Origin of the sequence: Bradyrhizobium sp. IC4059 (assembly GCF_020193615.1) — a bacterium.
GTDB classification, from domain to species: Bacteria; Pseudomonadota; Alphaproteobacteria; order Rhizobiales; family Xanthobacteraceae; genus Bradyrhizobium; species Bradyrhizobium yuanmingense.
In genome coordinates, this window is sequence record NZ_JADYVH010000004.1 from 257,041 (window position 1) to 273,769 (window position 16,729).

Annotated in this window: 12 protein-coding genes; 7 read left to right on the plus strand and 5 right to left on the minus strand. The window is 66.0% G+C overall.

Annotated elements, in window-relative coordinates; all coding sequences use genetic code 11:
* Positions 1-36: 36 nt before the first annotated feature.
* The 4 genes from hemH (at position 37) to I6F12_RS14780 (ending at position 3,864) form a co-directional block, all read left to right on the plus strand.
* Positions 37-1,074, plus strand: coding sequence for a ferrochelatase (gene hemH, locus I6F12_RS14765; protein WP_225156710.1), 1,038 nt, complete (start codon positions 37-39; stop codon positions 1,072-1,074).
* A gap of 10 nt (positions 1,075-1,084) precedes the next feature.
* Positions 1,085-2,062 carry an ABC transporter substrate-binding protein gene (locus I6F12_RS14770; protein WP_225156711.1) on the plus strand — a complete coding sequence of 326 codons (978 nt, stop codon included), beginning with the start codon at positions 1,085-1,087 and terminating at the stop codon, positions 2,060-2,062.
* Between the two features lie 343 nt (positions 2,063-2,405).
* A complete protein-coding gene (locus I6F12_RS14775; RefSeq protein ID WP_225156712.1) occupies positions 2,406-3,395 on the plus strand; it encodes an SPFH domain-containing protein in 990 nt (329 codons plus the stop codon).
* 25 nt (positions 3,396-3,420) lie between these two features.
* Positions 3,421-3,864 carry an NfeD family protein gene (locus tag I6F12_RS14780; RefSeq protein ID WP_036021378.1) on the plus strand — a complete coding sequence of 148 codons (444 nt, stop codon included), beginning with the start codon at positions 3,421-3,423 and terminating at the stop codon, positions 3,862-3,864.
* Positions 3,865-4,045: 181 nt separating this feature from the next.
* Here the strand turns inward: I6F12_RS14780 and I6F12_RS14785 are convergent, their stop codons facing one another.
* Positions 4,046-4,372 (minus strand): helix-turn-helix domain-containing protein, encoded by a 327-nt coding sequence (locus I6F12_RS14785; protein ID WP_035997791.1) that lies wholly within the window; start codon positions 4,370-4,372, stop codon positions 4,046-4,048.
* A 71-nt stretch (positions 4,373-4,443) separates the two neighbouring features.
* Here I6F12_RS14785 and I6F12_RS14790 point away from each other — a divergent pair, with 71 nt between their 5' ends.
* A complete protein-coding gene (locus tag I6F12_RS14790; protein ID WP_225156713.1) occupies positions 4,444-4,995 on the plus strand; it encodes a carboxymuconolactone decarboxylase family protein in 552 nt (183 codons plus the stop codon).
* Between the two features lie 164 nt (positions 4,996-5,159).
* Here I6F12_RS14790 and I6F12_RS14795 read toward each other — a convergent pair whose 3' ends face one another.
* Positions 5,160-6,167 (minus strand): KpsF/GutQ family sugar-phosphate isomerase, encoded by a 1,008-nt coding sequence (locus I6F12_RS14795; RefSeq protein ID WP_225156714.1) that lies wholly within the window; start codon positions 6,165-6,167, stop codon positions 5,160-5,162.
* Positions 6,168-6,358: 191 nt separating this feature from the next.
* Here I6F12_RS14795 and I6F12_RS14800 point away from each other — a divergent pair, with 191 nt between their 5' ends.
* Positions 6,359-8,101 (plus strand): outer membrane beta-barrel protein, encoded by a 1,743-nt coding sequence (locus I6F12_RS14800; RefSeq protein WP_036021389.1) that lies wholly within the window; start codon positions 6,359-6,361, stop codon positions 8,099-8,101.
* Between the two features lie 181 nt (positions 8,102-8,282).
* Here the strand turns inward: I6F12_RS14800 and I6F12_RS14805 are convergent, their stop codons facing one another.
* The gene (locus I6F12_RS14805) at positions 8,283-9,734 is read right to left on the minus strand and encodes a glutamate synthase subunit beta (protein WP_035997787.1); all 1,452 of its coding nucleotides are present in this window, start codon (positions 9,732-9,734) and stop codon (positions 8,283-8,285) included.
* 146 nt (positions 9,735-9,880) lie between these two features.
* A complete protein-coding gene (gene gltB / locus I6F12_RS14810) occupies positions 9,881-14,626 on the minus strand; it encodes a glutamate synthase large subunit (protein ID WP_225156715.1) in 4,746 nt (1,581 codons plus the stop codon).
* A gap of 491 nt (positions 14,627-15,117) precedes the next feature.
* On the opposite strand from gltB, the gene I6F12_RS14815 reads away from it, so the two are divergent.
* Positions 15,118-15,867 carry a hypothetical protein gene (locus I6F12_RS14815; RefSeq protein ID WP_225156716.1) on the plus strand — a complete coding sequence of 250 codons (750 nt, stop codon included), beginning with the start codon at positions 15,118-15,120 and terminating at the stop codon, positions 15,865-15,867.
* Between the two features lie 62 nt (positions 15,868-15,929).
* On the opposite strand, the gene I6F12_RS14820 is transcribed toward I6F12_RS14815, so the two are convergent.
* Positions 15,930-16,700, minus strand: coding sequence for an alpha/beta hydrolase (locus tag I6F12_RS14820; protein ID WP_036036655.1), 771 nt, complete (start codon positions 16,698-16,700; stop codon positions 15,930-15,932).
* Positions 16,701-16,729: the final 29 nt, after the last annotated feature.

The window sequence follows — 16,729 nt, forward strand, 5'->3', positions numbered from 1 at the left end:
TTGACAAGTTCGGACCAACGCGCGACCCAACCAGTCATGAACAGCGTCCTCCCCCTCGAGACCGCGAAACCGGCCACCCGATCCGCCCTACCGCGCGTCGGCGTGCTCCTGATCAATCTCGGAACGCCCGATACGGCCGATGCTCCGGGCGTGCGGGTCTACCTCAAGGAGTTCCTCAGCGACGCCCGCGTCATCGAGGACCAGGGCCTGATCTGGAAACTGGTGCTGAACGGGATCATTCTGCGCAGCCGTCCGCGCACCAAGGCGCTCGACTACCAGAAGATCTGGAACAATGAGCGGAACGAGTCGCCGCTGAAAACCATCACGCGCTCGCAAAGCGACAACCTCGCGGCCGCCTTGTCGGACCGCGACAACGTCGTCGTGGATTGGGCGATGCGCTACGGCAATCCGTCGATCAAGTCGGGCATCGACGCGCTGATCGCGAAGGGCTGCGAGCGTATCCTGGCCGTGCCGCTCTATCCGCAATATTCGGCCTCGACCTCGGCGACCGTCTGCGACGAAGTCTTCCGCGTGCTCGCGCAGCTGCGGAACCAGCCGACTCTGCGGGTGACGCCGCCCTACTATGACGACGAAGCCTATATCGAGGCGCTCGCCGCCTCGATCGAGGGCCATCTGGCGACGCTGTCCTTCAAGCCGGAGCTGATCGTGGCATCCTTCCACGGCATGCCGAAAGCCTATGTCGACAAGGGCGATCCCTATCAGCAGCACTGCATCGCGACGACCGAGGCGCTGCGCCGCCGGCTCGGCATGGACGAGACCAAGCTGCTGCTGACCTTCCAGTCGCGCTTCGGCAACGACGAGTGGCTGCAGCCCTATACCGACAAGACCATGGAGCGGCTTGCCAAAGAGGGCGTGCGCCGCATCGCGGTGGTGACGCCGGGCTTTTCCGCCGACTGCCTGGAGACGCTGGAGGAGATCGCGCAGGAGAACGCGGAGATCTTCAAGCACAATGGCGGCGAGCAGTTTTCCGCGATCCCCTGCCTCAACGACAGCGGACCGGGCATGGACGTGATCCGCACCCTGGTGCTGCGCGAGCTCCAGGGCTGGATCTGATGGGCGTCCCATGAACCGCCGCCGGTGCCTGGCGCTTCTGGGGATGCTCGCGGCGCTGCCGGCCCCGGCCCTGGCGCAGCAGCCGAACGCGACACGGCGGCTCGGCGTGCTCTCGGTCACGGCTGCTGATGATGCGATCGGCCAGACGCGCAGCATGGCCCTGGTCGAAGCGCTCGCCGGCCAAGGCTGGAAGGAGCGCGACAATCTCAAGATCGATTGGCGCAACGGCGGCGGCGAGCGCGCCCGCATCGCGCAGTTCGCCGACGAGCTGATCGCGCTCAAGCCCGACATCCTGCTTGCGGTCGGCACACCCTCGGTCGAAGAGCTGCGCCGGCGCACCACGACGATCCCGATCGTGTTCGCCGTCGTCACCGATCCCGTCAGCCAGGGTTTTGTCGAAAACCTCGCGCATCCCGGCGGCAACCTCACCGGCTTTACCGATTACGACGGTCCGCTGGCCGGCAAATGGCTGGAGATGCTGACGCAGGTCACGCCGAAGGTGTCCCGCGTTGCGGTCGTCTTCAATCCCGCCACCGCGCCGTTTGCGCCCCTGATGCTGCGCACCATCGAGGACGCCGCACGGACGCTGCGCCTGACGGTCGAGCCCGCGCCCGTCCGTGACGCCGTCTCGATCGGGGCGCTGGCTTCCAGGCAAGACGGCGCCATCCTGGTCCTGCCGGACTTCTTCACCATGGCCAACCGCGCGCAACTGCTCTCGGCGATCGCACAGGCGCGTGTGCCCGCAGTGTTCTGGAGCCGTACCTTCGTCGACGAAGGTGGGCTGATGTCCTACAGCACCGACAGCGTCGAGCAGCTTCGCCGCGCCGCGGACTATATCGATCGGATCCTGAAGGGCGCACGGCCGGCCGACCTGCCGGTGCAGAATCCCACCAAGTTCGAGCTGGTGATCAACCTGAAGGCGGCGAGAGCGCTCGGCATCACGCTTTCCCCGGGCCTGCTTGCAATTGCGAATGACGTGATCGAATGAACCCGTCCGTGACGGACGCCTCGCCCGAATTCGTTAATCTCCGCCGCTAGAGCATGATCCGGAAAAGCGTGAAGCGGTTTTCCGAAAAGATCATGCTCAAACAATGACCTAAAGCGCGATGACGATTCATCATGATCGCATCGCGGTTCAGGCCTGCGCGCGCGCGCTTTCAAGAGCCTGTCGCAAATACATATCGCGACCGTTCTCTTGCTGTGCGTCTTGTGTGGAATTGCTCCGATACCGACGTGAATTGCGACCGCTGAACCGGTAGGATCGTGATCCCGACCAATGACAGCGCCGGAAAGGGCTTTTTCCTGACGTCTTGTCCCGGCTTGGAGGAGATATGAGCGGCTTCGACATTTTCGCGATTGTTCTGGTTTTGCTCGTCATCGTCACGCTGGTCGCCGGCGTGAAGACGGTGCCGCAGGGCTATGACTGGACCATCGAGCGGTTCGGCAAATACACCCAGACGCTGAGCCCCGGGCTCAATTTGATCGTGCCCTATTTCGATCGCGTCGGGCGCAAGATCAACATGATGGAGCAGGTGATCGACATTCCCGAGCAGGAGGTGATCACCAAGGACAACGCCACCGTGACGGTGGACGGCGTCGCCTTTTATCAGGTGTTCGATGCCGCCAAGGCGAGCTACGAGGTCGCCAACCTGAACCAGGGGATTACGGTGCTCACCATGACCAACATCCGCTCGGTGATGGGCTCGATGGACCTCGACCAGGTGCTGTCGCACCGCGACGAAATCAACGAGCGCCTGCTCCGTGTGGTCGACGCCGCGGTCTCGCCCTGGGGCGTCAAGGTCAACCGCATCGAGATCAAGGACATCGTGCCGCCCGCCGACCTGGTCGAAGCCATGGGGCGGCAGATGAAGGCCGAGCGGGTCAAGCGCGCCGACATTCTCGCGGCCGAAGGCCAACGCCAGTCCGAGATCCTGCGCGCCGAGGGCGCCAAGCAGGGCCAGATCCTCCAGGCGGAAGGCCGCCGCGAGGCCGCCTTCCGCGATGCCGAGGCGCGCGAGCGGTCGGCGGAAGCCGAGGCCAAGGCCACGCAAATGGTCAGCGAGGCCATCGCCAAGGGCGATGTCGCTGCGCTAAACTATTTTATCGCCGACAAGTATATCAAGGCATTCGGGCAACTCGCCGACTCGCCGAACCAGAAGGTCATCATGCTTCCGGTCGAAGCGATGAGCATGCTGGGCTCGCTCGCCGGCATCGGCGAAATTGCGAAGGCCACGTTCGGGGAGAGCGCGGCGACCGCCGCCCGCCGCGGCGGCTCGGTACCGTCGTCGGGCCCGACACCCCCGTCCGTGCCGCAGCAGTAATGGGACTATTCACAGAGGTCGTGTCATGACCGACATGTTCGTATCGCTCGGCAACTGGAACTGGCTGATCCTCGGCTTCATCCTGATGGCCCTGGAGGTGCTGGCGCCCGGCATCTTCCTGTTCTGGCTTGGGCTCGCTGCGCTGCTGGTCGGCCTGATCTCGTTCGCGGCTGCGATCTCCTGGCAGATCCAGCTCGTGATGTTCGCGATCTTTGCCGCCGCTGCCGTGCCGGTCTGGCGCCGCCTGGCCAAGCCGAAGCCGGACGCCAGCGCCAGTCCGTTCCTCAACAAGCGTACCGAAGCCCTGCTCGGCCGTGAGTTCACGCTGGAGAAGCCGATCATCGACGGCACCGGCACCGTGCGCATCGGCGACACGGTATGGCGCGTGGCTGGGCCCGATACGCCGGCCGGCACGCGGGTGAAGGTGGTACAGGTCGACGGCGCGAACCTGACGGTCGCCGCGGCGTGAGGACTTTTCCCCTCTCCCCTTGCGGGAGAGGGTGGCTCGCCGCAAAGCGGCGAGACGGGTGAGGGGTGTCTCTCCGCGATAGCTAAGCTGAGTTCGTGGAGAGAGACCCCTCATCCGGCGCTTCGCGCCACCTTCTCCCACAAGGGGAGAAGGAACACCAGCGCGTGGCAACGAGTGATGCTCACCTTCTCCATCGCTCCGCAAACCTGTGCAGTGGCATGAAGGTCTCGCACAATTCCCGGCCCAGCGGTGTCAGTCCGTAACCTCCGCCGTCGCCCAGCTCCACGAAGCCCGCCTCGCGCAGCTCGGTCAGCCGGGCCTGCAGCACCGTGGGCGAGGCCTCGTCGCAGGCGCTGCGCAGGGCGCGCGAGGTGAGGGGCTCTCCGCGCAACTCCCACAAGATCCGCAAGGCCCAGCGCCGGCCGAGCAGGTCGAGCAAAGCCATGATCGGCCGTCCGGTGCGCGAGCCGCGGACGCGGCGTTCTGCTGTTGTCGCCCGTTTCGCCATGGTCACCTCTTGCGTCATGCTACGGATAATGTAGCGTAGTGCTACGGTAAATGTAGCAACGGAAATCGCTCATGTCCCAGGCCTCACCGCGCATCGCCCCGCTCTCGCCGCCTTATCCCCTGGAGATCCAGGCGCAGTTCGACCGCATCATGCGCGGTGCGCCGCCGCTGGTGCTGTTCCGGGTGATGGCGGGCCATGACCGCGCCTGGGACAAGTTTCGCGCGGGCGGGCTGCTTGATCCGGGGCCGCTCTCGCTGCGCCAGCGTGAGATCGTCATCGACCGCACCTGTGCGCTGAACGGATGCGAATACGAATGGGGCGTGCATGTCGCGATCTTCGCCGGGCCGGCGAAGCTCACCGCGGAGGAGGTGCGTGCGACGGTGCTGGGTGATGCGAATTCGGCCCTTTGGTCGCCGGCCGAACAGGCGCTGATCGCAGCCGTCGACGCGCTGCATCATCGCGCGACGTTGAGCGACGATGAATTCGCCGCGCTCTCCGCGCATCACGACGAGGCGCAGATCCTGGAAATCATGCTGCTGTGCGGCTTCTATCGCACGGTGTCGTATCTGGCGAACGGGCTGCGCTTGCCGCTGGAGGAGAACGCGGCGCGGTTTCCGGCGTAGGTCTCTCCACCGTCATTGCGAGGAGCGTCTCATCCTCACCGTCATTCCGGGGCGCGCGAAGCGCGAGCCCGGAATCCATCGGGCAGCGACCTCGGGGTGAAATGGATTCCGGGCTCGCGCCAAGTGGCGCGCCCCGGAATGACGGGTGAAGCGGGCTGCGCGCCCTACGCCACGCCCGCGCGCAGCAGATCGTGCAGGTGCACGATCCCGACCACCTTGCCCGCTTCCGTCACCAGCAGCGAGGTGATCTTGCGGGTGTTCAGCACCTCGATCATCTCGGTCGCTAGCATCGAGGGCGGCACGGTCTTGGGCTGCTTCGTCATGATCTCGTCGACGGTCACCGTCAAAAGGTCGGGCCGCATGTGGCGGCGCAGATCGCCGTCGGTGATGATGCCGACGGCCTCGCCCGCATCGTTGATGATGCAGACGCAGCCGAGCCCCTTCGCCGACATCTCGACCACGGCTTCCGACATCTCGGTGCCGAGCGGCTTGAGCGGAATCTCAGCGCCCGTGCGCATGTAGTCGCGGACGAATTTCAGCATCGCGCCCAGCTTGCCGCCGGGGTGGAAATGCGCGAACTCCAGCGCGGTGAAGCCGCGTCCCTCCAGCAGCGCGATCGCGAGCGCGTCGCCGATCGCGGCCTGCATCAGCGTCGAGGTGGTCGGCGCCAGATTGTGCGGGCAGGCCTCGCGCGCCTTGGGCAGCTCGATCACGAGGTCGGCGGCCTGGCCGAGCGAGGACGACGCGCTCGAGGTCACCGCGATCATGGGGATCGCAAAGCGCGCCGAATAGTTCACGAGGTTCTTCATCTCCGGCTGCTCGCCGGACCAGGACAGCGCCAGGATGACGTCGTCGGGCGTGATCATGCCGAGGTCGCCATGACCGGCTTCGGCGGCGTGCACGAAGAAGGAAGGCGTGCCGGTCGAGGCCAGCGTCGCGGCGATCTTGCGGCCCATATGGCCTGACTTGCCGAGCCCGGTGACGATGACGCGGCCCTTGGCATTGCGGATCAGCTCGACCGCCTTGGCGAACGGCTCGCCCAGCGGGCCGCGCAGCGCGCTAGCGAGCGCATTGATGCCGCCGCTCTCCGTCTCCAGCGTGCGGAGCGCGGATTCGACGGTATCGGGAATGGAGCCGGATGATTGGGTCATCAGCGGTTTCGAGCTCGGCATGGTCGGGTCCAGAGAGGAGGGGCGTTCGCCCATTGGCGCCTGCTTAGCACGCCCCGATCAGCGAGGCGACGCGCGGCCGGATGCCCTCAACCGGTCATTAACCATAATTGTTTTAACTCCATTAACGATGGTTCTCGCCAGTCGGCGGGGATGATCGAGAAAGTGTTTGATTTCGTTGGGGTAATTCCATCGTGGGGTCGTCTCCAGGCAGGGGCCGGAGCAAGGTCGCGCATTTCCTGCGCGCCTCTTTGCCGTGCCTCGCGCTGACCACCCTCGCAAGCGGCCCGGCGGCGGCCCAGGGGCTCACGCCCGACCTGTTCAATCCCAACCGCGGCGCCTTCGCCTCGCCTGAGACGCTGCCGACCCGCCGCACCGCCGGCGTACCCCAGGCGCCCTCCGATGCCTTGCCGAAACTGCCTGATCCCAACGCCGACCCGCGCCAGCGCCAGCAGGCGCCGGCGAGCTCGCGTGTCGGTCAGGTCCCGACCTACGGCCTGCCGGCCGCCACCGGCGCGAGCGGCTCCGGCTACGACTCGCTCAACCGCAAGCGCCAGCAGCCCAAGCTCTATCCGGGCCAGCCGAAGCCGAAGCGCGCCGCCGGTCCCGGCTCACCGCCGCCGCCCGCAACGCCGGCCACGACGCTGGGCCCGCCGCGCATCGCGCCACCGCCCTCCGAGACCGCGCACAAGGTCCCGGTGCCGGCGGCGATGGCGGGCAACGTGCCCGGCCAGCCGCTGCGACGCCGCCTCAGGGCCGATGACGATCCGTTCGGCGCGGTCGGCGATTACGCCGGCAGCTTCCTGATCAAGGGCGGGCTCGAACTCTCCGCCGGCTACGACAGCAATCCGACGCGCCTCAACAGGCCCGTCGGCTCGCCGGCCTATGTCATCGCGCCCGATCTGCTCGTGGTGTCGGATTGGGAGCGCCACGCGCTGGTCGCCGATCTGCGTGGCTCGTTCTCGGGCTACACCAAGGACATGCCGGCGACGATCAACGGCTTGGCCTCGCCGTCGCCGGTCGAGGCCAATCGTCCCGATTTCAACGGCCATGTCGATGGCCGCCTCGACGTCACCCGCGATTTCAAGCTGACCTCGCAGCTGCGCCTGCGGCTCGCCACCGACAATCCCGGCAGCCCCAACGTGCAGGCCGGCCTGCAGAGATATCCGGTCTACGCCGCCTATGGCACGACGCTCGGCTTCGACCAGACCTTCAACCGCTTCCAGGTCGCGGCCGGCGCCACCATCGATCGCACCGCCTACACCGATTCCAAGCTCACCGACGGCTCGACCTTCAGCAACGACGACCGCAACTTCAACCAATATGGCGGCGTCGGCCGCTTCTCCTACGACCTCAAGCCCGGCCTAAAACCCTTCGTCGAGATCCAGGGCGATACCCGCGTCCACGACCAGGCTTCCGACCGCAACGGCTATTTCCGCGATTCCAACGGCGGCTATGCCAAGGTCGGCTCGTCCTTCGAGTTCTCGCGCATCCTCACCGGCGAGATCTCGGTCGGCTATTCCGCGCGCAGCTACACCGATCCGCGCCTCAGCCAGCTCGCAGGGTTTCTGACCACGGGCTCGCTGATCTGGAGCGCCAGCGGCCTCACCACGGTGAAGTTCTTCACCGACACGCAGATATCGGAGACCACGGTCCCCGGCTCATCCGGCGTCCTGGTGCGCACTTACTCCGCCCAAGTCGACCACGACTTCCGCCGCTGGCTCACCGCGGTCGGCAAGTTCACCTACGGCACGCTCGACTACCAGGGCCAGAACCGCAACGACAAGACCTACTCGTTCGAAAGCAATTTGATCTACAAGCTCAACCGCAACATCTGGGTCAAGGGCACGCTGCGCCACGACATCCTGAATTCGAGCCAGCCGGGCTCGAGCTCGCAGGGCACGGTGGTGCTGCTCGGGGTGAGGCTGCAGAATTGAGGCTTGTTAGCGCGTCGCACGAGACGAAGCCGAAAGGCGCGGCTCTCTCCAATTGTCATTCCGGGGCGCGCCACTTGGCGCGAGCCCGGAATCCATCGGGCGTCTGGGTTGGTGATGAATGGATTCTCAGGTGCGCAATTGCGCACCATAGCTCGCGCTTCGCGCGCCCCGGAATGACATCTCAGCGCGGCAAATCCGTCTTCCCCATAAGGAACGTATCGATCGACCGCGCGCACAGCCGGCCCTCGCGGATCGCCCACACGACGAGCGATTGCCCGCGGCGCATGTCGCCGGCGGTGAACACGTTCGGGCGCGAGGTCTGGTAGTCGAGCGTGTTGGCCTTGACGTTGCCGCGGGGGTCGAGCTCGACCGCGAGCAGCTTCAAGAGGCCCTCGTGCACGGGATGGACGAAGCCCATCGCGAGCAGGACCAGCTCGGCATCGAGCTCGAACTCGGTGCCGGCAATCGGCTTGAACTTGTCGTCGACGCGGACGCAGTGCAGCTTCTTGACCTGGCCGTTCTCGCCCGAGAACTTCTGGGTCAGCACGGCGTATTCGCGCACCGCGCCTTCGGCCTGGCTCGAGGAGGTCCGCATCTTCAGCGGCCAGTTCGGCCAGGTCAGGCCCTTGTTCTCGCGCTCTGGCGGCGCGGGCATGATCTCGAGCTGCGTCACCGAGAGCGCGCCCTGGCGCAGCGAGGTACCGATGCAGTCGCTTCCGGTGTCGCCGCCGCCGATGACGACGACATGCTTGCCGCCGGCCAGGATCTCCTGGACGCCGCCGAGCGGCTCCTCGGAGACGCGGCGGTTCTGCTGCGGGAGGAAGTCCATGGCGTAGTGGATGCCGGCGAGCTCGCGGCCGGGGATCGGCAGGTCGCGCGGGGCTTCCGCACCGCCGGTCAGCGCCACGGCGTCGTACTCGTTGAGCATCTCGCGCGGATCGACATTGCCGTCCGCGCCGACATGGCTGTTGTAGTGGAAGGTGACGCCTTCGGCTTCCATCTGCGCCACGCGGCGGTCGATGACGCCCTTCTCCATCTTGAAGTCGGGGATGCCGTAGCGCAGCAGGCCGCCGGCCTTGGCGTACTTCTCGTAGAGGTGGACGTCGTGGCCGGCGCGCGCGAGCTGCTGCGCACAGGCCATGCCGGCCGGACCCGAGCCGATCACCGCGACTTTCTTGCCGGTCTTCACAGTCGCGACTTCCGGCTGGAGCCAGCCATTGTCCCAGGCGCGATCGACGATCGCGCATTCGATGGTCTTGATGGTGACGGGGTTGTCGTCGATGTTGAGCGTGCAGGACGCCTCGCACGGCGCCGGGCAAATGCGCCCCGTGAACTCCGGGAAATTGTTGGTCGAATGCAGGTTGCGCGAGGCTTCTTCCCAATTGCCCTGGTAGACGAGGTCGTTCCAGTCGGGAATCTGGTTGTTGACCGGACAGCCCGGCGTGCCCGGCGCGACCGAGCCGGTGCCGTGGCAATAGGGAATGCCGCAATTCATGCAGCGCGCGGCCTGGTCGCGCACCTCCTTCTCGGAGAGCGGAACGACGAATTCCTTGTAATGCTTCACGCGCTCGGCGACCGGGGTGTACTTGCGGTCGTGCCGTTCGATTTCCAGAAAACCCGTGATCTTGCCCATTAAACCCGAAGTCCCTGCCGCTTAAATTCGTCTTGTTGTTTCCTCACCGTCATTGCGAGGAGCGAAGCGACGAAGCAATCCAGTCTTTTTTCCGCGGAGAGATTCTGGATTGCTTCGCTTCGCTCGCAATGACGAGGTGTAATGCCTTACGCCCCGATCGCGATTTTCGGCTCGGCGTCCGCGTTGGCCGCCATCTCGCGCAGCGCGCGCCGGTACTCGACCGGCATCACCTTGCGGAATTTGGGCAGCCAGTCCTTCCAATTGGCAAGGATGTCGGCGGCGCGCTTGGAGCCGGTGGCTTTGGCGTGGCGCGAGATCAGGACGTGCAGCCGCTCGACGTCGGAGGCGAGCAGGTTCCTGAACACGTCGACCCGGCCATGCGCCTCGAGGTCGCCGGCATGGTGATAGGTGCCGGCGTTGATCAGCTCCTCCGACAGCACCGGCTCGAGCTCGACCATGCTGAGGTTGCACAGCTTGTCGAAGTCGCCGGCCTCGTCGAGCACGTAGGCGATACCGCCGGACATGCCGGCCGCGAAGTTGCGCCCGGTCTTGCCGAGCACGACCACGATGCCGCCGGTCATGTATTCGCAGCAATGATCGCCCGCGCCCTCGACCACGGCGACCGCGCCCGAGTTACGCACGGCAAAACGCTCGCCGGCGATGCCGCGGAAGTAGCACTCGCCCTCGATCGCGCCGTACATCACGGTGTTGCCGACGATGATGCTCTCTTCCGGCACGATGGCCGAGTTCCTCGGCGGCTTGACGATGATCTTGCCGCCCGAGAGGCCCTTGCCGACATAGTCGTTGCCTTCACCTTCGAGCTCGAAGGTGACGCCGTGGGCGAGCCAGGCGCCGAAGGCCTGGCCCGCGGTGCCCTTGAGGCTGACATGGATGGTGTCGTGCGGCAGGCCGGCATGGCCGTAGATCTTGGCCACCGCGCCGGACAGCATCGCGCCTGCGGAGCGGTTGGTGCTGTTGATGGCGGCCTCGATCTTCACCGGCGCGCCGCGGTCGAGCGCTGCCTGCGCCTTCTCGATCAGCGTGCGGTCGAGCACCGCCTCCAGATGATGGTTCTGGCGCTCGGAGTGATAGATCTTCTGGCCCTTCTCTTCCTTCTGCTTGACGAAGAGCTTGGAGAAGTCGAGCCCCTTGGCCTTCCAATGCGCGACCAGCTTGGTCTGGTCGAGCAGCTGGACCTGGCCGACCATCTCGTTGAAGGTACGGAAGCCGAGCGAAGCCATGATCTCGCGGACTTCCTCGGCGACGAAGAAGAAGTAGTTGATCACGTGCTCGGGCTGACCGGTGAAGCGCTTGCGCAGGACGGGGTCCTGGGTCGCTACGCCGACCGGGCAGGTGTTGAGATGGCACTTGCGCATCATGATGCAGCCGGCCGCAATCAGCGGCGCGGTGGCGAAGCCGAACTCGTCGGCGCCCAGCAGCGCGCCGATCACGACGTCACGGCCGGTGCGGAAGCCGCCGTCGACCTGGACCACGATGCGGCTGCGCAGCCGCTCGCGCACCAGGGTCTGGTGGGTTTCGGCGAGCCCGATTTCCCACGGCGATCCCGCATGCTTGATCGAGGTCAGCGGCGAAGCACCCGTGCCGCCCTCGAAGCCCGCGATGGTGACATGGTCGGCGCGCGCCTTGGCAACGCCCGCGGCCACAGTGCCGACGCCGATCTCCGAGACGAGCTTGACCGAGACGTCGCCCGTCGGGTTGACGTTCTTGAGGTCGTAGATGAGCTGCGCCAGGTCCTCGATCGAGTAGATGTCGTGGTGCGGCGGCGGCGAGATCAGGCCGACGCCCGGCGTCGAGTGCCGGACTCTTGCGATGGTCGCGTCGACCTTGTGGCCGGGCAGCTGGCCACCTTCGCCGGGCTTGGCACCCTGCGCCATCTTGATCTGCATCATGTCGGAGTTGACGAGATACTCCGTCGTGACGCCGAAGCGGCCCGAGGCGACCTGCTTGATCGCCGAACGCATGGAATCGCCGTTCGGCATCGGCTTGAAGCGGTCGGCTTCCTCGCCGCCTTCGCCGGTGTTCGACTTGCCGCCGATCCGGTTCATGGCGATCGCGAGCGTGGTGTGCGCCTCGCGCGAGATCGAGCCGAAGCTCATCGCACCGGTGGCGAAACGCTTGACGATCTCCTTGGCCGGCTCGACCTGGTCGAGCGGGATCGGCTTGCGCTTTTCTTCCTCCGCGTTCTTGATCCGGAACAGGCCGCGCAGCGTCAACAGGCGCTCCGACTGCTCGTTGAGGATCTTGGCGAAGGCGCGGTAGCGCTCCTGCGAATTGCCGCGCGCGGCGTGCTGCAGCAGCGACACAGACTCCGCGGTCCACGCATGGTCCTCGCCGCGGCTGCGATAGGCATATTCGCCGCCGACATCGAGCGCGGTCTTGTAGACCTGCGCCTCGCCGAACGCGTCGGCATGGCGGCGCACGGCTTCTTCCGCGATCTCCCCAAGGCCGACGCCCTCGACGCGGGTGTGCGTGCCGGCGAAGAACTTGGCAACGAAGTCGGCCTTGAGGCCGACCGCGTCGAAGATCTGCGCGCCGCAATAGGACTGGTAGGTCGAGATGCCCATCTTGGACATCACCTTGAGCAGGCCCTTGCCGATCGACTTGATGTAGCGCTTGACGATCTCATAGTCGTCGAGCGAGCCGGGCAGGCGGTCCTTCATCGCGGTGATGGTCTCGAACGCGAGGTACGGATTGATCGCTTCGGCGCCGTAGCCGGCAAGGCAGGCGAAGTGATGCACTTCGCGCGGCTCGCCGGATTCGACGACGAGGCCGACCGAGGTGCGCAGGCCGGTACGGATCAGGTGATGATGCACGGCGGCGCAGGCGAGCAGCGATGGGATCGGCACGCGGTCGGTGCCGACCATGCGGTCGGACAGGATGATGATGTTGACGCCCTCGCGCACCGCGCTTTCGGCACGCGCGCAGAGCTCGTCGAGCACCTGGTCCATGCCCGCCGCGCCGAGGCCGGCGTGGAAGGTGGTGTCCAGCGTGCGAGACTTGAAGTGCGACTCGGCCACCTCCGAGATCGAGCGGATCTTTTCCAAGTCCGCGTCGGTCAGGATCGGCTGGCGCACTTCGAGGCGCTTGGTCGTGGCCATGCCCTGCAGGTCGAACAGGTTCGGCCGCGGCCCGATGATCGAGACGAGGCTCATCACCAGCTCTTCGCGGATCGGGTCGATCGGCGGGTTGGTGACCTGTGCGAAGTTCTGCTTGAAGTAGGTGAACAGCGGCTTGGCCTTGTCCGACAGCGCCGAAATCGGCGTGTCGTTGCCCATCGAGCCCGCGGCTTCTTCGCCCGTGGCCGCCATCGGCGTCATCAGGATGGTGATGTCTTCCTGGCTGTAGCCGAACGCCTGCTGGCGGTCGAGCAGCGACAGGTTGGAGCGCACGCCTGTCGTCGGCACCTTCGGCAGGTCTTCCAGCACGATCTGGGTCCGCTCCAGCCACTCCTTGTAGGGATGGCTGGCGGCGAGCGAAGCCTTGATCTCGTCGTCCGGGATTAGGCGGCCTTGCTCGAGGTCGACCAGCAGCATCTTGCCCGGCTGCAGCCGCCACTTGGTGATGATCTGGTCCTCTGGGATCGTCAGCACGCCCATCTCGGACGCCATGACGATGCGATCGTCCTTGGTGACGAGATAGCGGGCGGGCCGGAGGCCGTTGCGGTCGAGCGTGGCGCCGATCTGGCGGCCGTCGGTGAAGGCGATCGCGGCCGGGCCGTCCCACGGCTCCATCAGCGCGGCATGATATTCGTAGAAGGCGCGGCGCTTCTCATCCATCAAGGGATTGCCGGCCCACGCCTCCGGAATCATCATCATCACGGCGTGCGGCAGCGAGTAGCCGCCCTGCACCAGGAATTCGAGCGCGTTGTCGAAGCAGGCGGTGTCCGACTGTCCCTCATAGGAGATCGGCCAGAGCCGGTTGATGTCCTTGCCGTAGAGCTCGGAGCTGACCGAGGCCTGGCGTGCCGCCATCCAGTTGACGTTGCCGCGCAGCGTGTTGATCTCGCCGTTATGCGCGATCATGCGGTAGGGATGCGCCAGCGACCAGGCCGGGAAGGTGTTGGTCGAGAAGCGCTGATGCACGAGCGCCAGCGCGCTCTCGAAGTCAGCCTCGTGCAGATCGGGATAGTACTTGCCGAGCTGGTCGGCGAGGAACATGCCCTTGTAGATCACGGTGCGGCAGGACATCGAGCACGGGTAATAGCCGGCAAGGCCGCGGTCGCGGCGCTGGTAGATCGCCTGCGAGATCGACTTGCGCAGGATGTAGAGCCGGCGCTCGAACTCGTCCTCGGTCTTGGCGGTGCCGTTGCGGCCGATGAACACCTGCATGCAGGCGGGCTCGGTCGGCTTCACGGTGACGCCCAGCGAGGAATTGTCGGTCGGCACGTCGCGCCAGCCGAGCAGGGTCAGGCCCTCTTCCTTGATCTGGTCGGCGACGATGCTCTTGATGACGTTGCGCCAGGCGGTGTCGCGCGGCATGAACAACGCGCCGATGGCGTATTCGCCGGGCGCCGGCAACTTGAAGCCGAGTTCGGAGGCCTTACGGCTGAAGAAGGCGTGCGGGATCTGCACTAGAATGCCGGCGCCGTCACCCGCGCGCGGGTCGGCGCCGACGGCGCCGCGATGCTCGAGGTTGCAGAGGATGCTCAGCGCGTCCGAGACGATCTCGTGCGACTTCTTGCCCTTGATGTTGGCGATGAAGCCGACGCCGCAAGAGTCCTTCTCCAGGCTCGGATCGTACAGGCCTTCGGCTTTGGGGCGCGAATTGTGCTCTTGAATCGGTGAGGTGATCGGATCGGTCGTTTTCGAGGCGACCGTCGCCGACAGCTCTTCTGCCACGATGTTTGCGCGCTCGAATTGCGACCCGTTCATTGTTCCTGTCCTCTCCATGCGGCAAGCTGCCTCACCGCCATCTTCGGCGCACCTTGGGCGTCCCGCGGCACCCGCTCCTGGGCCACCGCTCGTCCTCTGCGAGCCGCATTTTCTTAAATTCAGGCCTAGGCGTTCTTCGTCCCCGAGAACGGCTTTGCCTGGTACCTTGCCGGCGCTCGAGAGCACCAGTTCTCGCTGCAATCCCTATGCCGGAACCGCAGGCAAAATTGAGACAGTCTTCCTGTCCTAACCATCACCTTGCCAAATTTTTGTCTAGCACACAAGCGCGCGGAAGTCCCGATTCCGCAGAAGTCAATCGATCGCTTTCCAAAAGTTGCGCAGCCCCGGTTTTGAGGCAAACACGCCCTGATCCGGCCCCGGCGGCGCCGAAATCCCAAATGAAGCTTCGGATCAACCCTTCGGAAGGCGCGCCACGCCGCGAGAAGCGAAAGAGGGCGGCCACCGGAGGGCCTGACAGGAGCGTCTGGATCATGAAGTTTTTCACAGGATGTGTGGCCGCCGCCGTGCTGGCGCTGGGTGCCAGTGCGGGGCAGGCCCAGGTTCCCGCGAGCGGTATCGCCAGAGGGGCCGTCATCGCGGTCTCGGATTTCGACGGGCCCTATGCGCCGCCGGAAGCCGCCCCGCCGCCGCGCTACGGTTATGGCTACGAGGAGCGCGGCCCTGCGCTGGCCTTGTTGCCGCCGACCGAGGTTTACGCCGTGCTGCGCGAAAACGGCTTCTCGCCGCTCGGCATTCCGCGCCTGCGCGGCGGCGTCTACACCATCGCGGTGATCGACAGAAACGGCGACGATGGCCGGCTGGTGATCGACGCCCGCGACGGGCGGATCATCCGCTTCATGCCCGCCCCTGACGCCTATGGCATGGCGCCCGCCTATGACGAGCGCGCGGTCGCGCCCTACGGGCCGCAAACCGCACTGCCGCCGACCGTGGTCCGCGGCGGCCCGCCGCGCCCGCCGGCGTCGATCCCGCATGTGGCAAGCCGCGCCGTGCCGCTGCCGAAGGCCGCCCCGCGGCGCGCCGAGCCGCCGGTCGTCGTTGCCAAGCCAGCCGAGCCGGCGGCGCAGGCAGCGCAGGCCCAACCCGCGCAGCAAGCCGCCGTGGTGCAAGCCAAGCCGACCGAAGCCGCTCCGCAAGCAACCGCGCCGACCGTCGGTCAGGTCAGGCCGGCCCCGACCATCCTGCCGACGCAGGAGATGCCAGCCGCACTGGGGCTGGATTAGGCCTCAGCAAACGGAAAGCGCCCGAGAATCTCTCGGGCGCTTTTGCGTGAACTGACTGCGCCTCAGCTCCGCGGATAGCCCGCCGCATCCAGGATCAGATTCGCCACCTCCTTTGGATGCGACACCAGCGAGAGGTGGCCGGCATCGAGCTCGATCGTGGTGGCGTTCATGCGCTTGGCGAGGAAGCGCTCGAAATCGGGGTTGATGGTGTAGTCGTTCTTCGACACCGCGTACCAGCTCGGCTTGGAGCGCCAGGCCGCCTCCGTGGTGCGGCCGGCGAAGATCGAGGCCGCCGTCGGCCATTGCACGGCGTAGAGCTCCTTGGCCTGCTCCGGCTTCACGCCGTTGGCGAAGTACTTCAGGAAGGCCTCTTCCGAGAGCTTGGTGTAGCCGTCGCGCTCGACGATGCCGGCGCGCGCCGGCCCGGCCGGAAACTGCTTCGACAGCGCCACGAAATCCTCGTTCGCATCGGGCGCACGTGCGGCGACGTAGACGAGGCCGGTGACCTTCGGGTCGGTGCCGACCTGGCTGATCACGGTGCCGCCCCAGGAATGCGCGACCAGCACCGTCGGCCCGTCCTGCTCGGCCAGCGCCCGCTTCGTCGCCTCGACGGAGTCGCTGAGCGAGGACAGCGGATTCTGCACGGCCGTCACATGCAGGCCTGCAGCCTGCAGGATCGGGATCACCTCCGACCAGCTCGAGCCGTCGGCCCAGGCGCCGTGCACCAGCACGACGTTCTTCGCCTTGACCGTCTGCGGTGTCTGGGCATGAGCGAGGTTGAGGGGAGCGGCCAAAAGGCTCGCGGCGACGAAAAGGCTGCGCCAGAGTGACATGATCTTCTCCGTGTTTTTGGTTCGATGCC